Genomic DNA, 21,973 nt, shown 5'->3' on the forward strand with positions numbered 1-21,973 from the left:
GGCTGTTGCGGGTCAGGGTCGGCTGCTGCGGGTCAGATCGGCTGTTGCGGGTCCCGTCCGTGGCTGTAGGCGATCGGCGCCCGGTCCCACTTGACGGCGTTCTCGTCGGCGACGCCGACCGCGATGACGTAGATGACCTCCTCCTCGTCGGCCAGCAGCGCCAGTTCGGCGATCCGGCCGGCGTCGAACCCGCCCAGGCAGGTGATGCCGAGGCGTTGCTCGGCCGCCCCGAGGCACAGCCGCTGCCCGGCGCTCGCCGCGTGGAAGTGGAGTTCGGCCAGACCCTGCTGGCCGCGCTCGCCGAGCAGTTGGCGCACCGGCGCGTGCAGCGCGACCAGCGCGGCGCAGCCGGCCGCGACGCCCTGGTTCATGCAGGCCGCGACCACCGCCTCCTCCGACCCGCCGTCGCCGCCGACCGGCAGCAGCCGGTGGCCGGCCGGGTCGTACTCGTACGCGCCCGGGGACAGTCCGTCGACGTTGCGGACCAGCACCCGCAGGCCGGCCAGCGGGCCGTCCGCGCAGTCGACGGTGATGCCGCCGCGGACGGCGGTCAGCGCCCGGCCGAGTGCGTCGGCTCCGACCGGCTTGGTCAGGAAGCCCTTGGCGGACTGCCGGGCGAGCACGGCGGGGCCGAGGTCGGCGGGGGCGGTCTCGTCCCGGCCGGCCAGCGCCACCGGGGCGGCCGCGCCGGCGCGGGTGCCGGTGCCGGTGTCGGCGCCGGCCCGGGTGTCGGTGGCGGCCGGTCGGACCGAGGCGGTGGTGCCGAACCGCAGCCGCAGGTCCCGGGGTTGGTGGAAGGTGCTGACCGGGCTGACCAGCTCCCAGGCCTCGCGTTCGGGGCCGTCGGGCTGTTCCAGGCCGCGTCCGCCGTCGTGCCACCAGATCGGCACGGCGAAGGGGTTGGCCGGTCGGCCGCCGGTCCCGGTCGGCCGGCCCTCGGCGGGGGCGGCCAGGGTGACCAGGGCGTGGGGCTCCCGGCACAGGTTCTCCAGGCCGAACAGCCGGGAGAGCGCGCGGCGGTCGAAGCGCAGCCGGACCGTCGGGGCGAAGCCCGCGTCGGCGGCGGCCAGCGCGATGTTGGTGGCGGCGTGGGCGCTGTCCAGGTGGGTGTAGAGGTAGCCGCGTCGGCCATACTTGCGCATCGCGTGCCAGGGCCGGGCCACCACGGCCACCACGGCGCAGGGCGGCTCGGCGCCGTCGTCCGGGCCGGCCGTCGACGGGGCGGACCGCAACGGGCCTGCCGTCAGCGGGTCGGTCGGTGGCGCGGCGGTCAGGATGTCGGCCATCTCACGGCGGCCGACGGCGGCCAGTCTGCGCAGGCTGCAGCCGGCCGCCTCGTAGTGGTAGAGCACGTAGTCGGGGCCGTCCTGGAAGGCCACCAGGACCTCGAAGGGGTAGAGCGCCCCGGCGGACGGCGTGGTCCGGGCCCGCATCAGGGTCTTCCCCTTGGTGATCACCGCGCCCGAACGCTCGCCGTACCCCAGTCCGAGCGCCTCGGCGATCCGCGTCCACTGGACGCTCATCCCCGGGTCCGGTTGGTCGGTGGCCGGGGAGAGCGTCTCCAGACTCGAACGCAGGCGCGTCTCGTTCCAGAACCCGGCCAGCAGCGGATTGGTCAACTCTTCGACGCCCATAGGTCCTCTCGCGTTCTCGGGTCAGGGGTGCAGCACCTCGCGCAACGGGATCAATGCCGGATCGGACCAGCGCTCCGGGCCGCCCGGCCGGTCGGCGCCGACCTGCCGGATCGCGGCACGGCACAGTGGAGGAAAGCCCTGGACGAACCCTCACCGGGTGGTGAACGCCCCGGCCCGTCTGGGGATTTGAGACGGAGCCGATCATTCAGTGGCCACTCGCAAACCAATCAGCCGAGCGCCGAGGCTGTCCAGCGATGACCGATGGCTCAGTCCGGCCATGGCCTCGACCGGCCGTCGGCGCAAGATCCGGAACCGGGTCGGCGACCGGGGAGGGCCGTGGCGCGATCACGTCCGGTCGCCGAGATGCGGTCTTGATCGACGGACGGCATGTGCCGCAGCATGGTTGCCGTTCGTGCACGCGGCACGACTGACCGTGCGACCCCGTGCCCGCCCCCACGGGCTCACGCACCGGCCGGGGGCACTGTGGGGTGTCGAGAACACTGGGGGCCGCTCATGCAGGTGCAGTCCGACCGGCGCCAGCCGTCTCTACCCGAGGCCCAGATGGGCCGGATCCTCGCCTCGGCCCGCCGGGTCATCGGCGAACTCGCGGGCAAGGTCGAGGAGTTGGACCGCGAACTGGCCGCGATCCACACCGACGCGATCCCCGCCCACCTGGACCGCCTGGGCGGCCACGGGGTGGAGGTCTTCCGCGGCGCGGCCGATGTGGCGCGGCTGCTGGAGGACTCCGCCGCGGCCGTGACCGGCCAGGTGCTCAGCCTGTGCCCCGGCACACCGCCGCCGGCGGCGTTCCTGGTCGCCGACCGGCGCCGGGACGAGGAGGTGCTCGGCCGGGGCGTGTCCATCCGGACCATCCACAGCGAGTCCATGCTCCGGGTCCCGCGCGGCCGGGCCCACATGACGGCGCTGACCAAGGCCGGCGCCCAGATCCGCACCTCCGCCACCCTGCCGTACCGGCTGATCGTGCTGGACGCCGCGCTGGCCTTCGTCCCGCCGCCGAACTCCGGCGACGACCCCGAACCCGCCATGGTGGTGGTCCGCAACCCCGACCTGGTCAGCCTCTTCGTGCAGACCTTCGAGTACTGCTGGCAGGACGCCTCCCCGGTCGAGGTCGACCGGCCCCCGCGCCAGCGCCCGGGGCCCACCACCCGCCAGTACCAGGTCCTGCGGCTGATGCAGCTGGGGTACAAGGACGAGGCGATCGCCCGGGAGATCGGCGTCTCCTCCCGCACCATGCGGCGGATTGTCCGGGAACTCTTCGAACAGCTCGACGCCACCGGTCGGTTCAGCGCGGGCATCGCCGCCCAGGCGCGCGGCTGGCTGATCCCGCCGCGCTCCCGGAACGGCTACCCCTGACGGCCGGCCGCCCACCGGGCTTCGCCTCCCGGTCGGCGTCGTCGCCCGGGCTCCGTGGTCAGGCCTCGACCGCGGTGGGCTCCGCCGTCGCCGTGGACTCCACCACCGCGACGGCCAGGCCCGGGACGACCTCGGCGCCCGGCAGGGCGGCCAACGCCGCTCCCGGGAGGATCAGCTTCCCGCGGCGACGCCCGCTGCCGATCAGCACGTGCGGCGCGGCGGCCACCTGCTCGTCGATCAGCAGCGGCCACCCGGCCGGCAGCCCCACCGGGGTGATGCCGCCGTACTCCATGCCGGTCTCCTCGACCGCGGCGTCCATCGGCGCGAACGAGGCCTTGCGCGCCCCCAGGTGCTTGCGGACCGCCTGGTTGACGTCCAGCCGGGTCGTGGCCAGCACGACGCACGCGGCCAGCGTGGTCTCCCCGCCCCGCTTGGCGGCGACCACCACGCAGTTCGCGGAGTACTCCAGCGGCGCGTCGTAGGTCTCGCAGAACACCGCCGTGTCGGCCTTCTCCGGATCCGTCTCCACGTACAGCACCGACCCGGCCGCCTCCGGCGCGTCCCATCTCCCCAGGGCCTCGGCCACCGGGCCGACCAACTCGTCCCGGAGGTCGAGGGCCGGGCGGACGGTCGGAAACTTCCCGAAGGGGGGCGTCACGTGGTCGCTCATGACAGCACCCTAGCGAAGCCCCGCCGCCCGCACCCGCCGAACCCGCGCTGTCGCCTGCCCGGAGTGCCGGGCCTCAGCGCGGATCGATCAACTCCGGCGCGTACACCGTGCCCAGCGGCTCCGGCCCCACGTACTGCTGGCAGTTGCACTGCTTCGGCTCGTACCGCACCGGGCGCCGCTCGGCGTCCCACTCGGTGGGAGTCTCGACCACCTCGTGGCAGCGGCCCTGCTTGTCGTGCTTGGCCAGGTGGTGGGTGCAGCCGCAGACCGGCTCGGGCGGCCGGTGGGCCTCCTCCAGGGCGAGGCGCTGCTGGTGCTGGGCGTCGAGCAGTTCGAGCTTGCGCTCGTGCCGCTCCCGGATGTCCCGGCGCACCCGGTTGGCGATGTTCCCGCCGCCGTAGAGGACGGCGGGTATCAACCACCACAGGTTCCACAACGAGTTCATCGACGTCCCCCCAGCCGTACCGTTCCGCTGATCCGCATCATACGACTGACCAGCGTGAACGGCCCCGCCCGGGTCAGCGGATGATGGGCATCACGGGCTCCGAACCGCGGCCCGCCGCCGCCTCGATGAAGGCGATCGGGTCGGTGGCCTCGGCCAGCAGCGCCCGGGTGAAGTGCAGCGCCCCCTCGGCCGGCGCCGGCCCGCCGACCGCCGCGACCAGGTCGAGCAGGTGGACGGTCGCCTCCATCAGCGCCACCTCGGCGAGCGCCCCCACCGTCACCGGGCCGAGCAGCTGGTGCGCCACCACCGTGTCGGGCGCGAGGTCGGCGATCCCGGCCAGGGCCGCCGGGCCCTCGACGCCGAACCGGGCGATCAGGACGGCCGGTTCGGTCGCCCTGGCGGTCTCCTTGGCCAGCTCGGCGACCTGCCCGGCGGCGGTGTGCGCGAGCCCGCCCGGCCGGTTGAAGGCCCGCAGGACGTCGGCCCCGCGGGCCAGCCCGGCCGGACCGTCGATCACCATCGCGTGCAGCCCGGAGAGCTGCTCCGGCGCCGGCGCCACGTGCGCGTACAAGTCCCGCACCGTCCACTCGGAGAGCCGGGTGGGCCGGTCCCAGTCCGCCTCGCCGAGCGCCGCACCGCGGTCCGCCCAGGACAGCCAGGCCTCGGTCAACAGCTCACGAACAACGGTGTTCTGACTTTCCATCGGCTTCTCCTCGTCACGCCTCCACCGGAGCCCCCACGCTACCCGCCGCCACCGACAAAGCGGTTGCACCCCCGGCGGCCCGGACGCCACCATCGGCCCATGACCGAGACGCCCGCCCGCCCGCTGCCCCCGACCACCGCCGCCCGCCCGGCCGTGGTCCAGCAGCAGCCCGGCCGCCCCCGGAGGCCCGACCGCGCCCGCGGATGAGGGCCGCGCTGGTCGCCGGGCTGCTCGCCGGGTACGGCGTCGCCGTGCCGGTGGGGGCCGTCGGGGCCTACCTGGTGGCGCTCACCGCCCGCACCTCGCTGCGCACCGGGGCCTGCGCCGCGCTCGGCGTGGCCGCTGCGGACGGGCTGTACGCGCTGCTCGCGACCCTCGGCGGCAGCGGCCTCGCCCCGCTGCTGGAACCGCTCGCCGGGCCGCTGCGCACGGTCTCGGCCCTGGTGCTGCTCGCCCTGGCCGCCCGCACCGCCGTCACCGCCCTGCGCGGCCGCCGCTCCACCGCCGCCCTCGCCGCCCCGACACCGCCCGGGCCCGCCCGGGCCTTCCTCACCCTGCTCGGGATCACCCTGCTCAACCCGCTCACGGTGCTCTTCTTCGCCGCCCTGGTGCTGGGCGGCGGCCGGGCCGGCGGCGCCTCGGGCCCGCTGGACCGGGCGGCCTTCGCGCTCGCCGCGTTCGCCGCGTCCGCGAGCTGGCACCTGCTGCTCGCCTCCGGCGGCGCACTGCTCGGCCGGGCCCTGACCGGCCCCCGCGGCCGGCTGCTGACCGCGCTCGGCTCGGCCGCCCTGGTCGGCCGGCTCGCCCTGCGGCTGCTGCTCGGATGAAGCCGGCAGCGGCCCGCCGGGCGCCGTCCTCAGACCCGGGAGCCGAGCATCCGCAGTACCAACTCGCCGTAGCGGCGGCCGAGTTCGCCGGGCGTCTCGGAGGAGCGCTCGGTGTACCAGCGGGAGACGTCGATGCCGAGCGAGGTGACCGCACGGGCCGCCGTGCGCACCTCGGAGACCTCGAACTCCCCGGCCGCCACCCCCGCCTCGATCAGGGCGCTGACCTCCCGCTCGATGTCCAGGCGCAGCGCCGCGACCTGGGTGTACGCGTCCTCGGGCAGCGCGTGCAGCTCGTAGTTGACCACCCGCCCGACGGTCCGGGCCCGGGCGTGCCAGGCGGTGAACTGCTCGACCAGCCGCCGCATCCGCTCCGCCGGGCCGCCGTCCCCGGCCGCCGCCTCCCGCACCAGGGCGAGGGTGGCGGCGTGTCCGGCGCGGCTGATCTCGGCGAGCAGGGCGGCCTTGGACTCGTAGTGGATGTACAGCGCGGCGGGGCTCATCCCGGCCGCGGTGGCGATGTCCCGGGTGGTGGTGGCGTGGAAGCCGCGCTCCGCGAACGACTCGACGGCCGCCTGGAGCAGCCGGTACGCCGCCTCGGGGCGGGTGTCGGCGCCCGGCAGGGTGGGCCAGAGGTCGGCGATGGGCGTGCTGGTCATGGCGCCATCCTCGCAGAGTCGTCGTACAGGCATTCCCGTCGACCGCCGGGGTGCGGTCCGGCGGACTGTTGACAGGCTCCCGCACCGACACCATGCTGAGCAAGCGCTTAGTCAGGACAGCCGGACGGGCGCCGCAGAACTCAAGATCCTCGCGGGAAAGGCAGGACCCTCCGTGGCGCACTCCTTCAAGGGCCGGGTGGCCGTCGTGACCGGATCGAGCCGCGGCATCGGCCTCGGCATCGCGCGCGAACTGGTCGAACGCGGCGCCAAGGTCTGCCTCACCGCCCGCAACGCCGAGCCGCTCGCCGAGGCCGTCCGCGACCTGGGCGGCCCGGAGAACGCGATCGCGGTGGCGGGCAAGGCCGACGACCCGGCCCACCAGGAGGAGGCGGTGGCCCGCACCCTGGAGGCCTTCGGACGCCTCGACCACCTGGTCAACAACACCGGCATCAATCCGGTCTACGGGCCGGTGCTGGAGACCGACGAGGCCGCCGCCGCCAAGATCTTCGCGGTCAACGTGCTCGGCCCGCTGGCCTGGACCCGCCGGGCGCACGCCGCCTGGATGGGCGAGCACGGCGGCTCGGTCGTCAACGTCGCCTCGATCGCCGGCATCCGCGCCTCGCTCGGCATCGGCATGTACGGCATCAGCAAGGCCGCGCTGATCCGGCTCACCACCGAGCTCGGCGCCGAACTCGGCCCGCAGGGCATCCGGGTCAACGCCGTCGCCCCCGCCGTGGTGAAGACCAGGTTCGCCGAGGCGCTGTACGAGGGCCGGGAGGAGCAGGTCGCCAAGGCCTACCCGCTGGGCCGGCTCGGCGTCCCCGAGGACGTCGCGGGCGCGGTCGCCTTCCTGCTCTCCCCGGAGTCCGCCTGGATCACCGGCCAGACGCTGGTGGTGGACGGCGGGGTCACCCTCGGCGGTGGCCTGTGAACGGCCCGGACGCGACGGGCGACCCGAACGGCCGGGGCGTGACGGGCGACCCGAACGGCCGGGGCCCGGTCGCCGACCTGAACGGCCGGGGCGTGGTGGTGACCGGCGCCGGGCGGGGCATCGGCGCCGCGCTGGCCCGGGCCTTCGCCGCGGCCGGGGCCCGGGTGGTGGTCAACGACCTGGACGCCGGAGCCGCCCACGCCGTCGCCGAGGACTGCGGCGGGACCGCCCTGCCCGGGGACGCCGCCTCCGCCGACGGCCTGGCCGCCCTGGTCGACCGCTCCCGCGCGGAGCTCGGCGAGATCGACGTCTGGTGCGCCAACGCGGGCGTCGCCCCGGTCGGCGGCGCCGACGCACCGGCCGCGGCCTGGACCAGCGCCTGGGAGGTCAACGTGCTGGCGCACGCCCGGGCCGCCGAGCTGCTGCTGCCCCGCTGGCTGGAGCGCGGCGAGGGGCGCTTCCTGGCCACCGTCTCCGCCGCCGGGCTGCTCACCATGCTGGGTTCGGCCCCGTACGCCGTCACCAAGCACGGCGCATTGGCCTTCGCCGAGTGGCTCTCCGCCACCTACCGCCACCGCGGGATCCGGGTGCACGCGCTCTGCCCGCAGGGAGTGCGCACCGACATGCTGGCCGGGACCGGCGCGGTCGGCGAGGCGCTGCTGGCGCCCACCGCGCTGGAGCCCGCGGAGGTCGCCGAGGCGGCGCTGGCCGGGGTGCGCGAGGAGCGCTTCCTGATCCTGCCGCACCCGGAGGTCGCCGAGTACTACCGGGTCCGGGCCACCGACCCGGACCGCTGGATCGCCGGGATGAACCGGCTCCAGCAGGGACTGGAGAGGAGCGAGTTGCTGTGAGGGCCTGGCAGGTGGGTGAGCTCGGCGAGCCGAGCGCGGTGATGCGGCTGGCCGAGGACGTCGCGCGGCCGGAACCGGGGCCGGACCAACTGCTGGTCCGGGTCCGGGCGGCGGCGGTGAACTTCGCGGACGCGCTGATGGCGCGCGGGCAGTACCAGGTCCGCCCGTCGCTGCCGTTCACCCCGGGCCTGGAGCTGTGCGGCGAGATCGTGGACGGCCCGCGGCGCGGCGAGCGGGTGATCGGCAACCCGGTGCTGCCGCACGGCTCCTTCGCCGAGTACGCGCTGCTGGACGCCGGGGCCGCGTTCCCGGCCCCCGAGGCGCTGGACGACGCCGAGGCGGCGACCCTGCACATCGGCTACCAGACCGCCTGGTTCGCCCTGCACCGCCGGGCCCGGCTGCAGCCCGGGGAGACCCTGCTGGTGCACGCGGCAGCCGGCGGCGTCGGCAGCGCGGCCGTCCAGCTCGGCCGGGCCGCCGGGGCCCGGGTGGTCGCCGTGGTCGGCGGGGCCGCGAAGGCCGAGACGGCCCGGGCGCTCGGCGCCGACCTGGTGGTGGACCGCAGGGCCGACGGGGCGGCCGGGGACTTCGTCGCCGCCGTCAAGGAGTTCACCGGTGGACGCGGCGCGGACGTGGTCTTCGACCCGGTCGGCGGCGCGGCCTACACCGGCTCCACCAAGTGCGTGGCCTTCGAGGGCCGGATCGTGGTGGTGGGCTTCGCCGCCGGGCAGATCCCGGCACCGCCGCTCAACCACGCCCTGGTGAAGAACTACTCGATCCTCGGCCTGCACTGGGGCCTGTACAACACCCATGACCCGCAGGCCGTGCGCGCCGCCCACGACGAGCTGACCAAGCTCGCCGCACAGGGCGCCGTCCGGCCGCTGGTCAGCGCCCGGGTCCCGCTGGACCGGGCCGCGACGGCCGTCCAGGCGGTCGCCGACGGGCACAGCACCGGGCGGATCGTCGTCCTGGGCGACTGACCCGCCCTTCCGGGGAACGCGACCTGGTGCCGCCCGCCGGCCGGGCTTCAGCCCTCCCGGCGGGCGGACTCGTTCTCCTGGGCGAGCCGGCGCAGCGCGAGCAGCGCCGGCTCCATCAGGACGGTGCGCAGCAGGGCCCGCTCGGCCTGCTCCAACGGGTCGGCCTCCGGGTCGAGTTGGTCGAGGTCGAGGACGGCGGTGCGCTCGGCCAGTTCGGCGTAGCCGCGCAGGGCGGCGCGGTCGAGTCCGGCGCCGAGCGAGCGCAGGGTCTCCAGGGTCTCCCCGAGCACGGCGCGGGCCGGGGCGTACTCGGAGACCTCCCAGCCGAGTTCGCCGATCAGCGCGTCCACCTCGGCGGCGCCGGGCTCCGGCGCCGCCGCCTCCGCCGTCCCCACCGCCGTCCCCTCGTCCACCGGCCGGGCCCCGAGCACCAGACCGAGCACCTGGTGCCGTTCCCCCGCGTGCTCCGCCACTGCGCCGAGCACCTCCCGGGTGGCGTTGACGCTCAGTCCCCGGACCCCGATCAGGGCGCGCACCAGCCGCAGCCGGCGCAGGTGGCTCTCGTCGTACTCGGCCTGGGTGGCGGCGGTGGCCCGGCCGGGCGGCAGCAGGCCCTCGCGCAGGTAGTACTTGATGGTCGCGGTCGGGACCGCGCTGCGGCGGCTCAGTTCGGAGATGCGCACGGACCGCTTCCCCCTTTCGTCTGGCCTTCGGATACCAGCACTGTCTAACATAGATAGTGCCACTACCCAATGTGGCGTCCTCCACCGACGAGGAGAGTCAGCCATGCCCACGCTGCCCTGGATCACCCCGAATCCCCCCACCCCCGGCACCCGGGCGGTCGTCATGGCCTCCCGCTTCGAGGTGCGCTCGCTCGCCGACGTCCCGCGCTTCTTCCTCCGGTCGCTCGCCGTCTGGCGCCAACTCCGCAGCACGCCGGGCGCGTTGGGCGCCTCACTGATCGCCCGCCCGCTGCGCCGGACGTTCTGGACGCTGTCCGCCTGGGAGAGCCGCGAGGCCCTGAACGCCTTCGCGGCCGCCGAGCCCCACCGCTCCACCATGACCGGACTGCGCACCACCATGCGGGAGTCCACCTTCACCTTCTGGGACACCCCGGTCGAGCGGCTCCCGATCCCTTGGCCGGACGCCCACGCCCGGATCGACGCCCAGTGCGCGGGGGCCGACGCACCCTGACGCCACACGGCCGACAGAAGCGTCGCGACGGCACCCGGGAGACCCTCCCGGGTGCCGTCGGCCTTTCCGGCCACCCGCCGCACACCCGGCATCTTCGCCACGATCTCCATTCGTTCACAATGCGCGATCTCCCCGGCGTCATTCTTGGCCCCAGGCATCGGATATTTCGATGATCTTCGGAGGCGCACTCAGCTATACACACATATCCATCCGGGGAGCGCACGCGGAGATTGTTCGTGCGCCGTCCAGCACTACCGGACGCCGCACATTCCCCTGGGTAGTTCGTGCTCGCTTGATATAACCTGGTGCTCCAGCCCGATTACAAGGAGTGATCGAAATGCAGCGTCGCATCCTCACCCGCGCGGCCACCTTCGCCGGTGCCGCCCTGCTCGCGCTGACCGCCCCCGCCCTGGCGCACGCCGCCACCGGCCTCTTCACCTTCCAGACGCCGGGCGGCGTCACGGAGCAGCTCGTCAACCCGAACGACGAGACCTGCTACACCATCGACGCCTCCGGCCCGGCCGACAACCAGACCAACCGGGACGCCCAGCTCTACGCCGGCGCCGGCTGCCGGGGCGGCTTCACCACGCTCAACGCCGGGGAGGCCGGCGGTCACGTGGACGCCAAGAGCGTCAAGTTCATCCGCTGACGCATCGGGCCGGGGCGGTAGGCCTGCCGCCCCGGCCCACTGACCGCCCCGTGCCGCCCAACTGCGGTACGGCGGCGGGATCTTCGCCTCGGGCCGCATCCCCCGATGCGGCCCGAGGGCTACCGCAGTCCTCGCCCCCGGCCCTCCCTAGGAGCGGCCCGAGCCGCCGTCCGCACCGCAAGGAGTGATCGAAATGAAGCGTCGTACCCTCGCCCGCGCGGGCACCCTCGTCGGCGCCGCGTTGCTCGCGCTGACCGCCCCCGTCCTGGCCTTCGCCGCCACCGGCACCTTCGCCTTCGAGACCCCGGACGGCACCCAGGAACAGATCATCAACCCGGGTGACAACGCCTGCCTCGACGTCGACGCCTACGGCCCGGTGGAGAACCGGACCAACCGCGACGCGGTGCTCTTCGACGACGCCGACTGTCACGGCGCCAACCGCACCACGCTCTACGCGGGTCAGCACGCCAGGTTCGTGGACGCCCAGAGCGTCAAGTTCATCCGCTGAAACCTGGGCCGACCCTGCTCCATCGAATTCGCGGACCATAGGGATTTCCGCGCCCCATTTCACCCTCGGTCGAATTCCCGCGAAACGACCGAAGGATTCCTCCCGGGTTCCGCCGTGCCTTTCCCGGTGTTACCCGATTCATTCTTCGTTCCGCAAGGAGTGATCGTCATGAAATGTCGCGCCCTCCCCCGCGTCGGCACCCTTTCCGGTGCCGTGCTGCTCGCGCTCACCGCCCCGGCCCTGGCGTTCGCCGCCACCGGGGGCCCCGCCACCTGGGCCACCGGCACCTTCGGGTTCACCACCCCGGGCGGCGTCCAGGAGCAGATCTTCAACCCGCAGGACGACACCTGCTACAACGCCGATGTCGCCGGCCCGGTCCAGAACGGGACCAACCGCGACGCCCGGCTCTACCCGGGCACCGGCTGCCGGGGCACCTACACCACGATCATCAAGGGTCAGAACGGCTCGTACGTGGACGCCAAGAGCGTCATGTTCATCCGCTGACGCCTGGGGGGTGGGCGGCCGGCCCGCCGCCCACGCCCGACCCGTCGTGCCGTTCCGCAAGGAGTATTCGTCGTGAAGCACCGCATGCTCACGCGCGCGGGCACCCTCGCCGGGGCCGCCCTGCTCGCCCTCACCGCCCCCACCCCGGCACACGCCGCCACCGGCCTGTTCGAGTTCACCACCCCGGACGGCGTCCACGAGCAGTACGTCAATCCGCAGGACGACACCTGCTACACCATCGACGCCGTCGGCCCGGTCCGGAACGGGACCGACCGCACCGCCTTCCTCTACACCGGAACCCACTGCCAGGGCGACGAGACCCGTCTCGACCCGGGTGGGAACGCCGAGTCGGTGAACGCCCGGAGCGTCGTCTTCCCTCGGCCCTGACCTGCCAGGAGTGATCGTCATGAAGCGTCGCAGCCTCACCCGCGCGGCCGTCCTCGCCGGGGCCGCCCTGCTCGCCCTCACCGCCCCGGCCCAGTCCTACGCCTCCACCGGCGTCTTCCGGTACACCACGCCGGACGGCGTCGAGACCGAGCTCTACAACCCGACCGACGACATCTGCTACAACATCAACGCCTACGGCCCCTACCGGAACGGGACCAACCGCCGGGCCACCTTCTACCCCGCCACGAACTGCCGGGGCAACGCGACCACGGTCAGGGCGGGCGCCGGCTCCTCGCTGCTCAACGCCCAGAGCGTCAAGCTCGTCCGCTGACTCCTCCGGCCGCGTTCCCCCGACGCGGCCGGAGGGCTCCCACCGGTCGAGGCCCGGGGCCCGACCGCCGTTCGTCCGGCAAGGAGTGATCGTCTTGAAGCGCCGCACCCTCACCCGCACGGCAGCCCTCGCCGGGGCCGCCCTGCTCGCCCTCACCGCCCCCGCCCTCGCGTACGCCGCCACCGGCACCTTCCAGTACGTCCTGCCGGACGGGGCCTCGGCCTCCCTGGTCAACCCGGACGACGAGCGCTGCTACAACATCGACACCTACGGCCCGATCGACAACGCGACCAACCGCTACGCCGTGCTCTATCCCTCCACCGCGTGCCGGGGGAACACCAACACCCTCACCCCCGGTCAGTACGCCCCGCACCTCGACGCGCGGAGCGTCCGGTTCACCGCCAAGGCACCCCAGCGCTAGCGACTACCGCCCCGCGATGACCTCCAGGGCCGGGCGCGGCGGGCGGCCGAGCAGGGCCGCCAGGTCGCCCGGCCCGCCCGGGCCGGCCAGGAAGCCGTGCGCGATCGCCGAGTAGGTGCCCACCACCATCGGGACCTGGAAGTCGAAGGCGTCCGAGGCCGCCACCGCGGTCCGGGCCTCGCCGAGCCGTCCCGGACGGTAGGCGGCGCCGAGCGCCTCGGCCACCTCCGCGCCGCCCACCGCCCGCTCCCCCACCAGCTCGTACGTCCGGCCCGCGTGCTCCGCCGGCGCCAGGGCGACCTTCACCGCCGCCTCGGCCAGGTCCGCCCGGGCCACCGCGGCCAGCCGCCCGTCGCCGAGCGGCGCGGTGACCACCCCGTCCGGGCCCGGCGCGGCGATCGCGCCCAGCAGTTCCGCGTAGAGGCCGTTGCGCAGCACCGTCCAGCGCAGCGACGCGGAGGCGCGCAGCCGGCGCTCGGTCCAGCGGTGCGCCAGCGCGTACGGCAGGTGGTCCCCGTCGCCGGACAGGCTGGTGTAGACCACGTGCTCGACGCCGGCCCGTTCCGCCGCCTCGATCGCCGCGCCGTGCCGGGCGGTCACCACGTCGTCCTCGGCGGCGCCCGCGGAGATCAGCAGCAGGGTCCGCACCCCGGCGAACGCCTCCGCCAGCGTCTCCGGCCGGTCGAAGTCCACCAGCCGGACGGGCAGTTCGGTGCGCACCCGGTCGGGTGTCCGGCTCCCGGCCAGGACGTCGGCGCGCCCGGCGAGAGCTTCGAGGACGAGGGAGCCGAGGCCTCCGTTGACACCGGTGACGAGCAGCATGACGTTCTCCTGGGATGATCGGTCGTCGACTTCGCGACCATCCTCGGCAATCCGGCCGTCCGGCATAAGGAGGCACTTCCATGTCCGTAGGGCACACCGCGGTAACCACCCCCCGCCCGGTGGTCTGGTGCGAGGACGACGTGGACTGCGGGATCCGCGACCTGCTGAACCGGCTCGGCGACAAGTGGTCCGTCCTGGCCGTGGTCGAACTCGCCCAGGGCGTACGGCGGTTCAGGGAGCTGCAGCGCGCCCTGCCGGGGATCTCGCAGCGGATGCTGACCCTCACCGTGCGCCGGCTGGAGCGCGACGGCCTGGTGTCCCGGACGGTCCACCCGACCGTCCCGCCGCAGGTGGAGTACGAGCTGACCCCGCTCGGCCACAGCCTGACCCACCTGGTGCGGGCGATGGTGGACTGGTCCTACTCCCACCACGACGCGATCGTCGCCTCCCGGCAGGAGTGGGACGCGGCCAATCCGGGCTCGGACGTCCGCTGAGCCCTGCGGGAACGGGCGCCCGTCCGTCCGCGCGGGTACGCCGTCGCGACTCGCGGCCGGGGATGCGCTAGCGGCCGGCCGGCGCCGCCAGGTCCGTCGGGTCGGTGTTGGCGCCGCAGAGCACCACGCAGACCTGCTCGCCGGGCTCGGGCCGGTAGCCGTAGCCTCCGCCCTCGCCCGCCCCTTCGCCCGCCCCCGCTTCGAGCGCCGCCAGCGCGGTGGCGGCGGCGTGCTCGACGGCCAGCCGGCGGTCGTCCCAGAGCCCCCGGCGGGCCCGCACGATCGCCGCGTCCGGGACCAGCACGGAGCGGACGTCGCCGTCCCGCGCGGCCGCGAGGGCCAGCGGGGTGGCCCGGCGGGCGCCCAGGGCGTCGGCCGCGACCGAGTCCACCGGCACGTCCACCGGGTGGCCCGCCTCGACCGCCGCGTGGAAGGCCCGGCTGTGCTCGGGCTCCACCGCGACGGTGCGGATGCCGTGGTGCCGGGCGGCGGTGGCGACCCCGGCGAGGAGTCCGCCGCCGCCGACCGCGACCACCACCGTGTCCAGGCCCGGGAGTTGCCGGTGGATCTCCGTCAGCAGGGTGCCCGCCCCGGCGGCGATCAGCGGGTGGTCGTAGGCGTGGGCGGCCAGCGCGCCGCTGGTGGCGGCGAACTCCTCGCAGGCGGCCAGGGCTTCGGCGTACTCCGAACCGGCCTGCCGCACCTCGGCGCCGTAGCCGCGCAGCTTGGCCACCTTGACGGCGGGCGCGGTGGTGGGCACGAACACGGTGGCCCGCACGCGCTGTTGCCGGGCCGCCCAGGCGCAGGCCAGGCCCGCGTTGCCACCGGAGGCGATGGTCACGCCGGTGTCGGGCAGGGTGCCGGCCTCCCGGTGCGCCTGGAGGAAGTTCTGCGCGCCCCGGGCCTTGAAGCTGCCGGTGTGCTGCAGGAGTTCCAGTGCCAGCCAGAGCCCCGTGCCGGGGTCGGCCTCGGCCAGGGCCACGGGCCGGACGTGTCCGGCGATCCGGTCGGCGGCGGCCTTGACGTCACCGTAGGAGAGCTGGGGCACGGGGTCGCTCCTGACTCGGGGGTCTCCGGGCCCGCACGGGCCCTCGTTCACGGACCCTAACGTTCGTAGGTCATCTCCGGGAAGCGCGCCGAGGGCCCGTCCAGCAGGTGGTCGTCGTGACCGCGCAGCCAGCGGTCGAAGAAGGACGCGACGTAGCAGCGGGTGGCGAGCTCGGCGCGGTCCGGGTGGACGTCGCCGAGGTCCCCGGCCAGCGCGTCGGCGCCGATCGCGCCCTGCCGGGCGAGTTGCGGGAGCAGCGACGAGGCGTCGGTGTGGGAGCCGTGCCGGGAGCCCTCCAGGGTGAGGTCCGCGCACCAGCCGGTGCTGTGCCGCCGGAGGGCCTCCCAACCGGGCTGCCGGTGGTGGCTGCCGGAGTCCGGGTTCCGGCTGCCCATCAGCAGGAAGGGGCGGTCCAGGCCGTTCCGGGCGAGGCCGGGCAGGAGGACGCCGGTCCGCCCGTCCGGGCCGGGGAGGTGCAGTCGGCCGTCCAGGTTGATCCCGGCCGCGATCCGCGGGTCGTCGTGCATGGCCTGCAGGGCGGTGGAGCCGCCTGCCGAGTGGCCGACCATGCCGACCCGGTCGAGGTCCGGCGAGCCGCCCAGGCCGGTCGGCAGGCCGGGTCGGCGGCGCAGGCCGGAGAGCTCGTCCAGCACGAAGCGGGTGTCGTCCACCCGGGTGCGCAGCGACCGGCGCAGCACCGCGCCGGTGTCCGGGCCGGGCCGCCGCAGCAGCGCGGGGAACACCGAGGTGGCCAGGCGGCCGTCCGGGAAGGCGACTTCGGAGGCCTCGTGGGTGTGGTCGACGGTGACGACCACGTAGCCGCGCGAGGCGAGGTCCTCGACCAGCGCCGTCCCCCAACTGCGCGGGTCGCCCAGCCCGGGCGAGTACAGCACCACCGGGCGGGGGTCGCCGGGCCGGGCCGGGGCGTCCCGGCGGGCGTGGGTGCGGATCGCCGCCCAGTCCGTACTGCCGGGCCGCACACCGTAGTTGAGCCTCGCCGCGCCGTCGTCGCCGCCGAAGTGCGCCCCGGCGGCGGGCGTCATGTAGCGGGCCCGCTCCTCGCCGGTGGCAGGGCGCCCGGTCGGGTACCAGAGGCTGACCATCAGCTCGCGCCGGTGCCCGGGCCGCCACGGGTCCTCCCGCCCGGTGTCGGTCAGGTGCAGCGCGGTGGTCCCGATCGGGTACGGCCCGCTCGGCCGCGGCAGCCGGGCCGTTGCCTGCCGCCGTCCGCCGTCCCCGGTCGGCGCCGCCACGTCCACCAGCAGCCCGCCCATCGCCGTCTCCCCGCACCGATCGGTCACGACGAAGACGCTACGGGCGGCGCGGGCCCGGGCCGTCATACCGGGGGGCCAACTCCCCCTGAATACCGGGGTATGACGCCCCTGGGGAGTGCCTCAATTCGGTCAGGCCTGGGCGGTGGGCCGGACGACGATCTCGCTGACGTCGATGCCGTCGGGCTGTTCGACGGCGTAGCCGATGGCGGCGGCGATCGCCGAGGGCGGCATCGCGATCTCGTCCCGCTGCCGGATCATCGCCGCCGCGACCTCGGGGCCGGCGCCCTTGCCGACGCCCTCGGTGTGGGTGAAGCCGGGCGAGACCAGGGTGACGCGCAGGTCCGGCCCGGATTCCTGGCGCAGGCCCTCGGTGAGCACCTTGACCGCCGCCTTGGTGGCCGCGTAGACGCCCTGCGGGGACTTGACCACGTAGGCCGCGGTGGAGGCGACGTTGACGAAGTGCCCGGAGCGCTGCCGCCGGAAGACCGGCAGTGCCGCCCCGATGCCGTTCAGCAGGCCGGTGACGTGGGTGGCGACCATGGCGTCCCAGTCGTCCTGGCGCAGGTCGTCGAACGGCGAGACCGCCATGGTGCCGGCGTTGGAGACCAGGACGTCGAGCCGGCCGAAGCGGTCGACGGCCGTACCGGTCAGGCGCTGGAGGTCCTCGCGTCGGGTGACGTCGACGACGACCCCGACGGCCGAGCCGCCCTGCGCCGTGATCCGGTCCACCACCGCGTTCAGCCGGTCCTCCCGGCGGGCGCCGAGCACCAGGTGGGCCCCGCGTTCGGCGAGGTGGATCGCCGTGGCCTCGCCGATGCCGCTGCTGGCGCCGGTGATCGCGATCACCTTGTCCTTGATGCCTGTCATGTTCCTACCTTCACGAGGGGCATGAGGGGCGGACCGGTGGCCTAGAGTGGAACCGGAGGCACCCCCACTTGACCCCAGGCTAAGTGGAGGCGCCCCCGGTTAGCAAGCAGGCACCAGAGCCGGAAAGGGAGGGCCGACGCCGATGCCCGAGGAACCGCACCGCCCGCTGCGGGCCGACGCGCGCCGCAACCGGGAGAAGATCCTCACCGTCGCGGCGCACGTGTTCGCGACGGAGGGGCTCACCGCCCACCTGGAACGCATCGCCAAGGAGGCCGGGGTGGGCAGCGCCACGCTGTACCGCAACTTCCCCACCCGCGAGGCCCTGGTCGAGGCCGTCTACCGCAACGAGCTGGCCCAGCTGTGCGACGCGGCACCCGCCCTGCTGGCGGCCCGGCCGCCACTGGACGCCCTGCGCGCCTGGGCCCACCTCTTCCTGGACTACGTGACCACCAAGTACGGCATGATCGACGCCCTGCGCGCCATCGCCGCGACGGGCGACAACCCGTACGGGCACAGCCGGGAGCTGATCCGGGCCGCCCTCACCACCCTCATGGACGCCTGCGCGGCCGCCGGCACGATCCGCACCGACCTCGGCCCCGCCGACCTCGGCGTCGCCCTCGAAGGCATCGCCCTCACCTCGGCCCACCCCGACCAGCGGGCCCAGGCGGAACGCCTGCTCGGCCTCGTCCTGGACGGCCTGACGGCCCGCCGCTGACGGTCCGCCGCTGACGGCACCGCCGCCCGCACACGGCGCGGCCCCCGTCGGGCGGATCGCTCGACGGGGGCCGCGCTGGGGTCTGCTAGTACCAGCCGGTCTGGAAGTGACCGTTGGTGCCGCTGGAGCCGGCCTGCGACTGGATGTCCTTGTCGTTGACCATCGCGGACCAGATGCTGCCGCCCACGTACGTGACGGTGGAGTAGTCCCAGGAGTCACCCTGGTGGTTGCGGACCGACACGGATTCGCCGTAGACGGCGTTCTTGTCCCGCGCCCACGCGGCCCGGCAGGACGGGCTGTAGCGCAGCTCCAGGTTGCCGTCGGTGGAGACGGTGACGGCGTCGTTGGCGCAGGTGGTGGTGGCCGGGTCCAGCCCGGTGCAGCTGCTCGCGTAGCAGCTGGTGGCGGCGGAGGCCGGGGCGGCGGCGAGCACCGCTCCGGACATCGCCAGGGCCAGGGTGGCGCCGACGGTGGCGGCCTTGCGGGTGAGGGAACGCACGGGGTCCTCCGGACGGGTACGGGAGTGAAGGATGAACGCGATCACTCTCGGGCCCCGCCGCATCGTCCCTCCACCGTCCCGCCGTCCCGGGGACGTCCCAGCCCGTCCCCGGGAAGTCGCCGGTGGATCGGCCGGTGAGTCGGCCGGGCGGGCCGCGGGCTCAGTCGGGTCCTCTCGTGCGGCGCCGGGCGTGGTCGCACCGGCCGGACACAAGATGCCGACGGGCCCCGCCCCGTGACGGCACGTCGGTGTGACGTGCGGCACCGGCTGCGGGTGTCACGGAACGGTGGACGCTGGCATCTCGTGGGCGGGACTTCCGAGAACCGACGACGGGCAGGAGCCGACCATGAGCGGACACCCCGCGGACCCCGCCACCGAGGCGTTCGTCGCCCACCGCAACCTGCTGTTCACCGTCGCCTACGAGCTGCTCGGCTCGGCCGCCGACGCCGAGGACGTCCTCCAGGAGACCTGGCTGCGGTGGACGGGCGTGGACCTCTCCGCCGTCCGCGACCACCGCGCCTACCTGGTCCGGATCACCACCCGCCAGGCGCTCGCCCGGCTGCGCGCGCTGGGCCGGCCGCCGTCAAGGCGGCCGCCCTGGCGCTGGGCGACGCCAATCCGGTCGCGCACCACGTCACCGATGTCGTCATCGGGGTGCCCGAGGACGGGCAAGTCCCCGTCCGCTCCAAGGGCTTGGGCATCAGAGCGGACGGGACCTGCGGATCGGTCAGCTACCACGACATCGTGGTGCGCACCGGCGACGGCTGGCGGATCCGGCACCGGAAGGTATCGGCCCGGCGGCTTCCGCTGAACGGCGTGTCGCACGGCGGGGCCGGGTCGGGGCTCAGCGGTACCGCTTGAGCTCCCGGCGGGCCAGCGAGCGCTTGTGCACCTCGTCCGGGCCGTCGGCCAGGCGCAAGGTGCGGTTGCCCGCCCAGAGTTGGGCGAGCGGGGTGTCCTGGCTGACCCCGGCCGCGCCGTGCGCCTGGACGGCCTTGTCGAGGATCCACTCGACGGTGCGCGGCGTGGCGATCTTGATGGCCTGGATCTCGGTGTGCGCGCCACGGTTGCCGACGGTGTCCATCAGCCAGGCGGTCTTGAGCACCAGCAGCCGCAACTGCTCGATGCGGACCCGGGATTCGGCGATCCAGTCCTGCACCACACCCTGCTCGGCCAGCGGACGGCCGAAGGCCACCCGCTCGCTCGCCCGGCGGCACATCAGCTCCAACGCGCGCTCGGCCAGGCCGATGGCGCGCATGCAGTGGTGGATCCGGCCGGGGCCCAGCCGGGCCTGGGCGATGGCGAAGCCGGTGCCCTCCTCGCCGATCAGATTCCCGGCCGGGACCCGGACGTCCTCGAACAGCACCTCGGCGTGGCCGCCGTGGTCGGCGTCGTCGTAGCCGAAGACCGTCATGCCGCGCTTGACGGTGACGCCGGGCGTGTCGCGCGGGACGATCACCATGCTCTGCTGGCGGTGCGGCTCGGCGGCGGGGTCGGTCTTGCCCATCACGATGAACAGCTTGCAGTCCGGGTTCATCGCGCCGGTGATGTACCACTTGCGGCCGTTGACGACGTACTCGTCGCCGACGCGCTCGATCCGGGTGGCGATGTTGGTGGCGTCCGAGGAGGCGACCTCCGGCTCGGTCATCGCGAAGGCGGAGCGGATCTCGGCGTCCAGCAGGGGGCGCAGCCAGCGCTCCTTCTGCTCGGCGCTGCCGAACTGGGCGAGCAGCTCCATGTTGCCGGTGTCGGGGGCGGCGCAGTTGAGGGCCGGCGGGGCCAACTGGATGCTGCGGCCGGTGATCTCGGCGAGCGGGGCGTACTGGAGGTTGGTCAGGCCGGCGCCGTGCTCGCCCGGAATGCTGTGCTTGTCCACGAAGAACAGGTTCCACAGGCCCTGCTTGCGGGCCTCGGCCTGGAGGTCGGCGACCACGGGCGGGACGGTCCAGGGGGTGCGGGCGGGATCGGCGAGCTGCTGCGCGAGAGTGGTCTCGGCGGGGTAGACGTGCTCGGCCATGAACGCCGTCAGCTGCTCACGGAGTTCATCGGTCCGGGCGTCGTACGCGAAGTCCATCGGTCAGTTCTCCTTGAGGGTGCTCAGGCCGTGCCGGGCGAGGATCGGGGCCATCTCACCCGCGCGCTCGAATCCGGCGCCCAGGGTGCGGCCCTGCTGGAAGCGGTAGAAGATGCCCTCCGCGACGGCGGCGAGCTTGAAGGAGGCGAAGGCGACGTACCAGTCGAGGTCGGCGGCTTGGCGCCCGGTCAACTCGGCGTAGTGGGCGACCAGTTCGTCGGCCTTGGGGAAGCCGGGGGCGGTCATGGCGGAGGGGATGATGCCGCCGCCGACGCCGGCGAGTTCGGTGTACATCACGAGCAGGCCGATGTCGGTGAGCGGGTCGCCGAGGGTGGACATCTCCCAGTCGAGGACGGCGGTGATGGTGTCACCCTCATCCACCAGCACGTTGTCCAGCCGGTAGTCACCGTGCACCAGCGCGGGGGCGGGCGAGACCGGCAGCCGGTCGACGAGGAGGGCGTGCAGCCGGTCGAGATCGGGCAGGTCGCGGCTGCGGGAGGCTGCGAGTTGCTTGGACCAGCGGCTCAACTGGCGCCCGAGGTAGCCGTCGGGCCGTCCGAAGTCTTCGAGGCCGACGGCAGCCGGGTCGATCCGGTGCAGGGCGGCGAGGGTCTCGACCAGGCGGCGTCCCAGGGCCCGGACCCGCTCCTCCCCGAGGGCGGCCAGGGCGGCGCGGTCACGGTGAGCGACACCGGAGACGTACTCCATGAGGTACCAGGGCGCCCCGAGGACGTCGGTCCCGTGGTCGATCAGCAGCATCCGCGGGACCGGGACGTCGGTGCCGTGCAGGGCGGACATCACCCGGTGCTCCCGCCCCATGTCGTGCGCGGTGGCCAGGACGTGCCCGAGCGGCGGACGCCGCAGGACCCAGGTGCCGACACCGTCCGTGAGCAGGTAGGTGAGGTTGGAGCGACCCCCCTCGATGAGGTCGGCCCGCAACGGCCCCCGGACGGTGTCGGGCAGCTCCCGTTCCAGGTGGGCGCGGAGGCGGGCCAGATCCAGGCCAGGCGGGTCAGCGGGGGTGTCGACCATCGAGCGGCTCCTCGGAACAGCAGTGGATCATTGACTAAGCGCTTGCTTAGCATTCATCTGGAGGAGGGGCCCTGTCAATGCCG

At 74.3% G+C, this 21,973-nt stretch carries 28 protein-coding genes and 1 pseudogene; 16 read left to right on the forward strand and 13 right to left on the reverse strand.

What is annotated here, in order from left to right; translation table 11 throughout:
* Positions 1 to 32 precede the first annotated feature (32 nt).
* The gene (locus tag ACIP4P_RS15255; protein ID WP_400918137.1) at positions 33 to 1,634 is read right to left on the reverse strand and encodes a nitroreductase family protein; all 1,602 of its coding nucleotides are present in this window, start codon (positions 1,632 to 1,634) and stop codon (positions 33 to 35) included.
* Between the two features lie 513 nt (positions 1,635 to 2,147).
* On the opposite strand from ACIP4P_RS15255, the gene ACIP4P_RS15260 reads away from it, so the two are divergent.
* A complete protein-coding gene (locus ACIP4P_RS15260) occupies positions 2,148 to 3,008 on the forward strand; it encodes an erythropoiesis-stimulating protein (protein ID WP_400918140.1) in 861 nt (286 codons plus the stop codon).
* Between the two features lie 58 nt (positions 3,009 to 3,066).
* Here ACIP4P_RS15260 and ACIP4P_RS15265 read toward each other — a convergent pair whose 3' ends face one another.
* The 3 genes from ACIP4P_RS15265 to ACIP4P_RS15275 form a co-directional block, all read right to left on the reverse strand.
* Positions 3,067 to 3,678: a YbaK/EbsC family protein gene (locus ACIP4P_RS15265; protein WP_400918143.1), complete on the reverse strand. Its 612-nt coding sequence runs from the start codon at positions 3,676 to 3,678 to the stop codon at positions 3,067 to 3,069.
* Positions 3,679 to 3,751: 73 nt separating this feature from the next.
* Positions 3,752 to 4,123 carry a hypothetical protein gene (locus tag ACIP4P_RS15270; protein WP_400918146.1) on the reverse strand — a complete coding sequence of 124 codons (372 nt, stop codon included), beginning with the start codon at positions 4,121 to 4,123 and terminating at the stop codon, positions 3,752 to 3,754.
* A gap of 73 nt (positions 4,124 to 4,196) precedes the next feature.
* Positions 4,197 to 4,826: a maleylpyruvate isomerase N-terminal domain-containing protein gene (locus ACIP4P_RS15275; protein ID WP_400918149.1), complete on the reverse strand. Its 630-nt coding sequence runs from the start codon at positions 4,824 to 4,826 to the stop codon at positions 4,197 to 4,199.
* Positions 4,827 to 5,029: 203 nt separating this feature from the next.
* Between ACIP4P_RS15275 and ACIP4P_RS15280 the strand changes: the two genes are divergently transcribed.
* On the forward strand, positions 5,030 to 5,653 hold the full coding sequence (locus ACIP4P_RS15280) for a LysE family transporter (protein ID WP_400918152.1): 624 nt from the start codon (positions 5,030 to 5,032) through the stop codon (positions 5,651 to 5,653).
* A 29-nt stretch (positions 5,654 to 5,682) separates the two neighbouring features.
* On the opposite strand, the gene ACIP4P_RS15285 is transcribed toward ACIP4P_RS15280, so the two are convergent.
* On the reverse strand, positions 5,683 to 6,309 hold the full coding sequence (locus tag ACIP4P_RS15285; protein ID WP_400918155.1) for a TetR/AcrR family transcriptional regulator: 627 nt from the start codon (positions 6,307 to 6,309) through the stop codon (positions 5,683 to 5,685).
* Between the two features lie 172 nt (positions 6,310 to 6,481).
* On the opposite strand from ACIP4P_RS15285, the gene ACIP4P_RS15290 reads away from it, so the two are divergent.
* The 3 genes from ACIP4P_RS15290 to ACIP4P_RS15300 all read left to right on the forward strand — a co-directional run bounded on the left by ACIP4P_RS15290 (position 6,482) and on the right by ACIP4P_RS15300 (position 9,071).
* A complete protein-coding gene (locus tag ACIP4P_RS15290) occupies positions 6,482 to 7,240 on the forward strand; it encodes an SDR family oxidoreductase (RefSeq protein WP_350513153.1) in 759 nt (252 codons plus the stop codon).
* Positions 7,241 to 7,317: 77 nt separating this feature from the next.
* On the forward strand, positions 7,318 to 8,091 hold the full coding sequence (locus tag ACIP4P_RS15295) for an SDR family NAD(P)-dependent oxidoreductase (protein ID WP_400918865.1): 774 nt from the start codon (positions 7,318 to 7,320) through the stop codon (positions 8,089 to 8,091).
* The gene (locus ACIP4P_RS15300; RefSeq protein WP_400918159.1) at positions 8,088 to 9,071 is read left to right on the forward strand and encodes an NADPH:quinone oxidoreductase family protein; all 984 of its coding nucleotides are present in this window, start codon (positions 8,088 to 8,090) and stop codon (positions 9,069 to 9,071) included. Before ACIP4P_RS15295 ends, ACIP4P_RS15300 begins: the two co-directional genes overlap by 4 nt.
* 47 nt (positions 9,072 to 9,118) lie before the next feature.
* Here ACIP4P_RS15300 and ACIP4P_RS15305 read toward each other — a convergent pair whose 3' ends face one another.
* The gene (locus tag ACIP4P_RS15305; protein ID WP_400918161.1) at positions 9,119 to 9,754 is read right to left on the reverse strand and encodes a MerR family transcriptional regulator; all 636 of its coding nucleotides are present in this window, start codon (positions 9,752 to 9,754) and stop codon (positions 9,119 to 9,121) included.
* Positions 9,755 to 9,857: 103 nt separating this feature from the next.
* Here ACIP4P_RS15305 and ACIP4P_RS15310 point away from each other — a divergent pair, with 103 nt between their 5' ends.
* From ACIP4P_RS15310 to ACIP4P_RS15340, 7 genes are all read left to right on the forward strand, one after another.
* Positions 9,858 to 10,265: a DUF3291 domain-containing protein gene (locus tag ACIP4P_RS15310; protein ID WP_400918163.1), complete on the forward strand. Its 408-nt coding sequence runs from the start codon at positions 9,858 to 9,860 to the stop codon at positions 10,263 to 10,265.
* A 337-nt stretch (positions 10,266 to 10,602) separates the two neighbouring features.
* The gene (locus ACIP4P_RS15315) at positions 10,603 to 10,914 is read left to right on the forward strand and encodes a hypothetical protein (RefSeq protein ID WP_400918166.1); all 312 of its coding nucleotides are present in this window, start codon (positions 10,603 to 10,605) and stop codon (positions 10,912 to 10,914) included.
* Between the two features lie 193 nt (positions 10,915 to 11,107).
* On the forward strand, positions 11,108 to 11,422 hold the full coding sequence (locus ACIP4P_RS15320) for a hypothetical protein (RefSeq protein ID WP_400918169.1): 315 nt from the start codon (positions 11,108 to 11,110) through the stop codon (positions 11,420 to 11,422).
* A 168-nt stretch (positions 11,423 to 11,590) separates the two neighbouring features.
* Positions 11,591 to 11,926 carry a hypothetical protein gene (locus ACIP4P_RS15325; protein ID WP_400918172.1) on the forward strand — a complete coding sequence of 112 codons (336 nt, stop codon included), beginning with the start codon at positions 11,591 to 11,593 and terminating at the stop codon, positions 11,924 to 11,926.
* A 72-nt stretch (positions 11,927 to 11,998) separates the two neighbouring features.
* Entirely contained in the window at positions 11,999 to 12,313 is a 315-nt protein-coding gene (locus ACIP4P_RS15330) for a hypothetical protein (RefSeq protein WP_400918174.1), read from the forward strand.
* A gap of 19 nt (positions 12,314 to 12,332) precedes the next feature.
* On the forward strand, positions 12,333 to 12,644 hold the full coding sequence (locus tag ACIP4P_RS15335; RefSeq protein ID WP_400918177.1) for a hypothetical protein: 312 nt from the start codon (positions 12,333 to 12,335) through the stop codon (positions 12,642 to 12,644).
* A 94-nt stretch (positions 12,645 to 12,738) separates the two neighbouring features.
* A complete protein-coding gene (locus ACIP4P_RS15340) occupies positions 12,739 to 13,065 on the forward strand; it encodes a hypothetical protein (protein WP_400918179.1) in 327 nt (108 codons plus the stop codon).
* A gap of 3 nt (positions 13,066 to 13,068) precedes the next feature.
* Here the strand turns inward: ACIP4P_RS15340 and ACIP4P_RS15345 are convergent, their stop codons facing one another.
* Positions 13,069 to 13,887: an NAD(P)H-binding protein gene (locus ACIP4P_RS15345; RefSeq protein ID WP_400918181.1), complete on the reverse strand. Its 819-nt coding sequence runs from the start codon at positions 13,885 to 13,887 to the stop codon at positions 13,069 to 13,071.
* An 80-nt stretch (positions 13,888 to 13,967) separates the two neighbouring features.
* Between ACIP4P_RS15345 and ACIP4P_RS15350 the strand changes: the two genes are divergently transcribed.
* Positions 13,968 to 14,381 (forward strand): winged helix-turn-helix transcriptional regulator, encoded by a 414-nt coding sequence (locus ACIP4P_RS15350; RefSeq protein WP_400918184.1) that lies wholly within the window; start codon positions 13,968 to 13,970, stop codon positions 14,379 to 14,381.
* Between the two features lie 67 nt (positions 14,382 to 14,448).
* Here ACIP4P_RS15350 and ACIP4P_RS15355 read toward each other — a convergent pair whose 3' ends face one another.
* From ACIP4P_RS15355 to ACIP4P_RS15365, 3 genes are all read right to left on the reverse strand, one after another.
* A complete protein-coding gene (locus ACIP4P_RS15355; RefSeq protein ID WP_400918187.1) occupies positions 14,449 to 15,429 on the reverse strand; it encodes a serine/threonine dehydratase in 981 nt (326 codons plus the stop codon).
* Positions 15,430 to 15,485: 56 nt separating this feature from the next.
* Entirely contained in the window at positions 15,486 to 16,730 is a 1,245-nt protein-coding gene (locus ACIP4P_RS15360; protein ID WP_400918190.1) for an alpha/beta hydrolase family protein, read from the reverse strand.
* A gap of 102 nt (positions 16,731 to 16,832) precedes the next feature.
* Entirely contained in the window at positions 16,833 to 17,570 is a 738-nt protein-coding gene (locus ACIP4P_RS15365; RefSeq protein ID WP_400918192.1) for an SDR family oxidoreductase, read from the reverse strand.
* A 142-nt stretch (positions 17,571 to 17,712) separates the two neighbouring features.
* Here ACIP4P_RS15365 and ACIP4P_RS15370 point away from each other — a divergent pair, with 142 nt between their 5' ends.
* The gene (locus ACIP4P_RS15370; protein WP_400918194.1) at positions 17,713 to 18,285 is read left to right on the forward strand and encodes a TetR/AcrR family transcriptional regulator; all 573 of its coding nucleotides are present in this window, start codon (positions 17,713 to 17,715) and stop codon (positions 18,283 to 18,285) included.
* An 85-nt stretch (positions 18,286 to 18,370) separates the two neighbouring features.
* On the opposite strand, the gene ACIP4P_RS15375 is transcribed toward ACIP4P_RS15370, so the two are convergent.
* A complete protein-coding gene (locus tag ACIP4P_RS15375; protein ID WP_400918196.1) occupies positions 18,371 to 18,784 on the reverse strand; it encodes a DUF2690 domain-containing protein in 414 nt (137 codons plus the stop codon).
* A 346-nt stretch (positions 18,785 to 19,130) separates the two neighbouring features.
* Between ACIP4P_RS15375 and ACIP4P_RS15380 the strand changes: the two are divergent.
* Together ACIP4P_RS15380 and ACIP4P_RS15385 are read left to right on the forward strand one after the other, a co-directional pair.
* A pseudogene (locus tag ACIP4P_RS15380) lies at positions 19,131 to 19,361 on the forward strand (sigma factor); the annotation flags it as partial.
* Positions 19,262 to 19,645 carry a nuclear transport factor 2 family protein gene (locus ACIP4P_RS15385; RefSeq protein ID WP_400918868.1) on the forward strand — a complete coding sequence of 128 codons (384 nt, stop codon included), beginning with the start codon at positions 19,262 to 19,264 and terminating at the stop codon, positions 19,643 to 19,645. The pseudogene ACIP4P_RS15380 and the gene ACIP4P_RS15385, both read left to right, overlap by 100 nt.
* Here the strand turns inward: ACIP4P_RS15385 and ACIP4P_RS15390 are convergent.
* A complete protein-coding gene (locus tag ACIP4P_RS15390; RefSeq protein WP_400918198.1) occupies positions 19,629 to 20,858 on the reverse strand; it encodes an acyl-CoA dehydrogenase family protein in 1,230 nt (409 codons plus the stop codon). The two genes, ACIP4P_RS15385 and ACIP4P_RS15390, sit on opposite strands and share 17 nt — an antisense overlap.
* A gap of 3 nt (positions 20,859 to 20,861) precedes the next feature.
* The gene (locus tag ACIP4P_RS15395; RefSeq protein WP_400918200.1) at positions 20,862 to 21,890 is read right to left on the reverse strand and encodes a phosphotransferase family protein; all 1,029 of its coding nucleotides are present in this window, start codon (positions 21,888 to 21,890) and stop codon (positions 20,862 to 20,864) included.
* Positions 21,891 to 21,973: the final 83 nt, after the last annotated feature.

Origin of the sequence: Kitasatospora sp. NPDC089509 (assembly GCF_044749365.1) — a bacterium.
In the GTDB taxonomy this organism is placed as follows: Bacteria; Actinomycetota; Actinomycetes; order Streptomycetales; family Streptomycetaceae; genus Kitasatospora.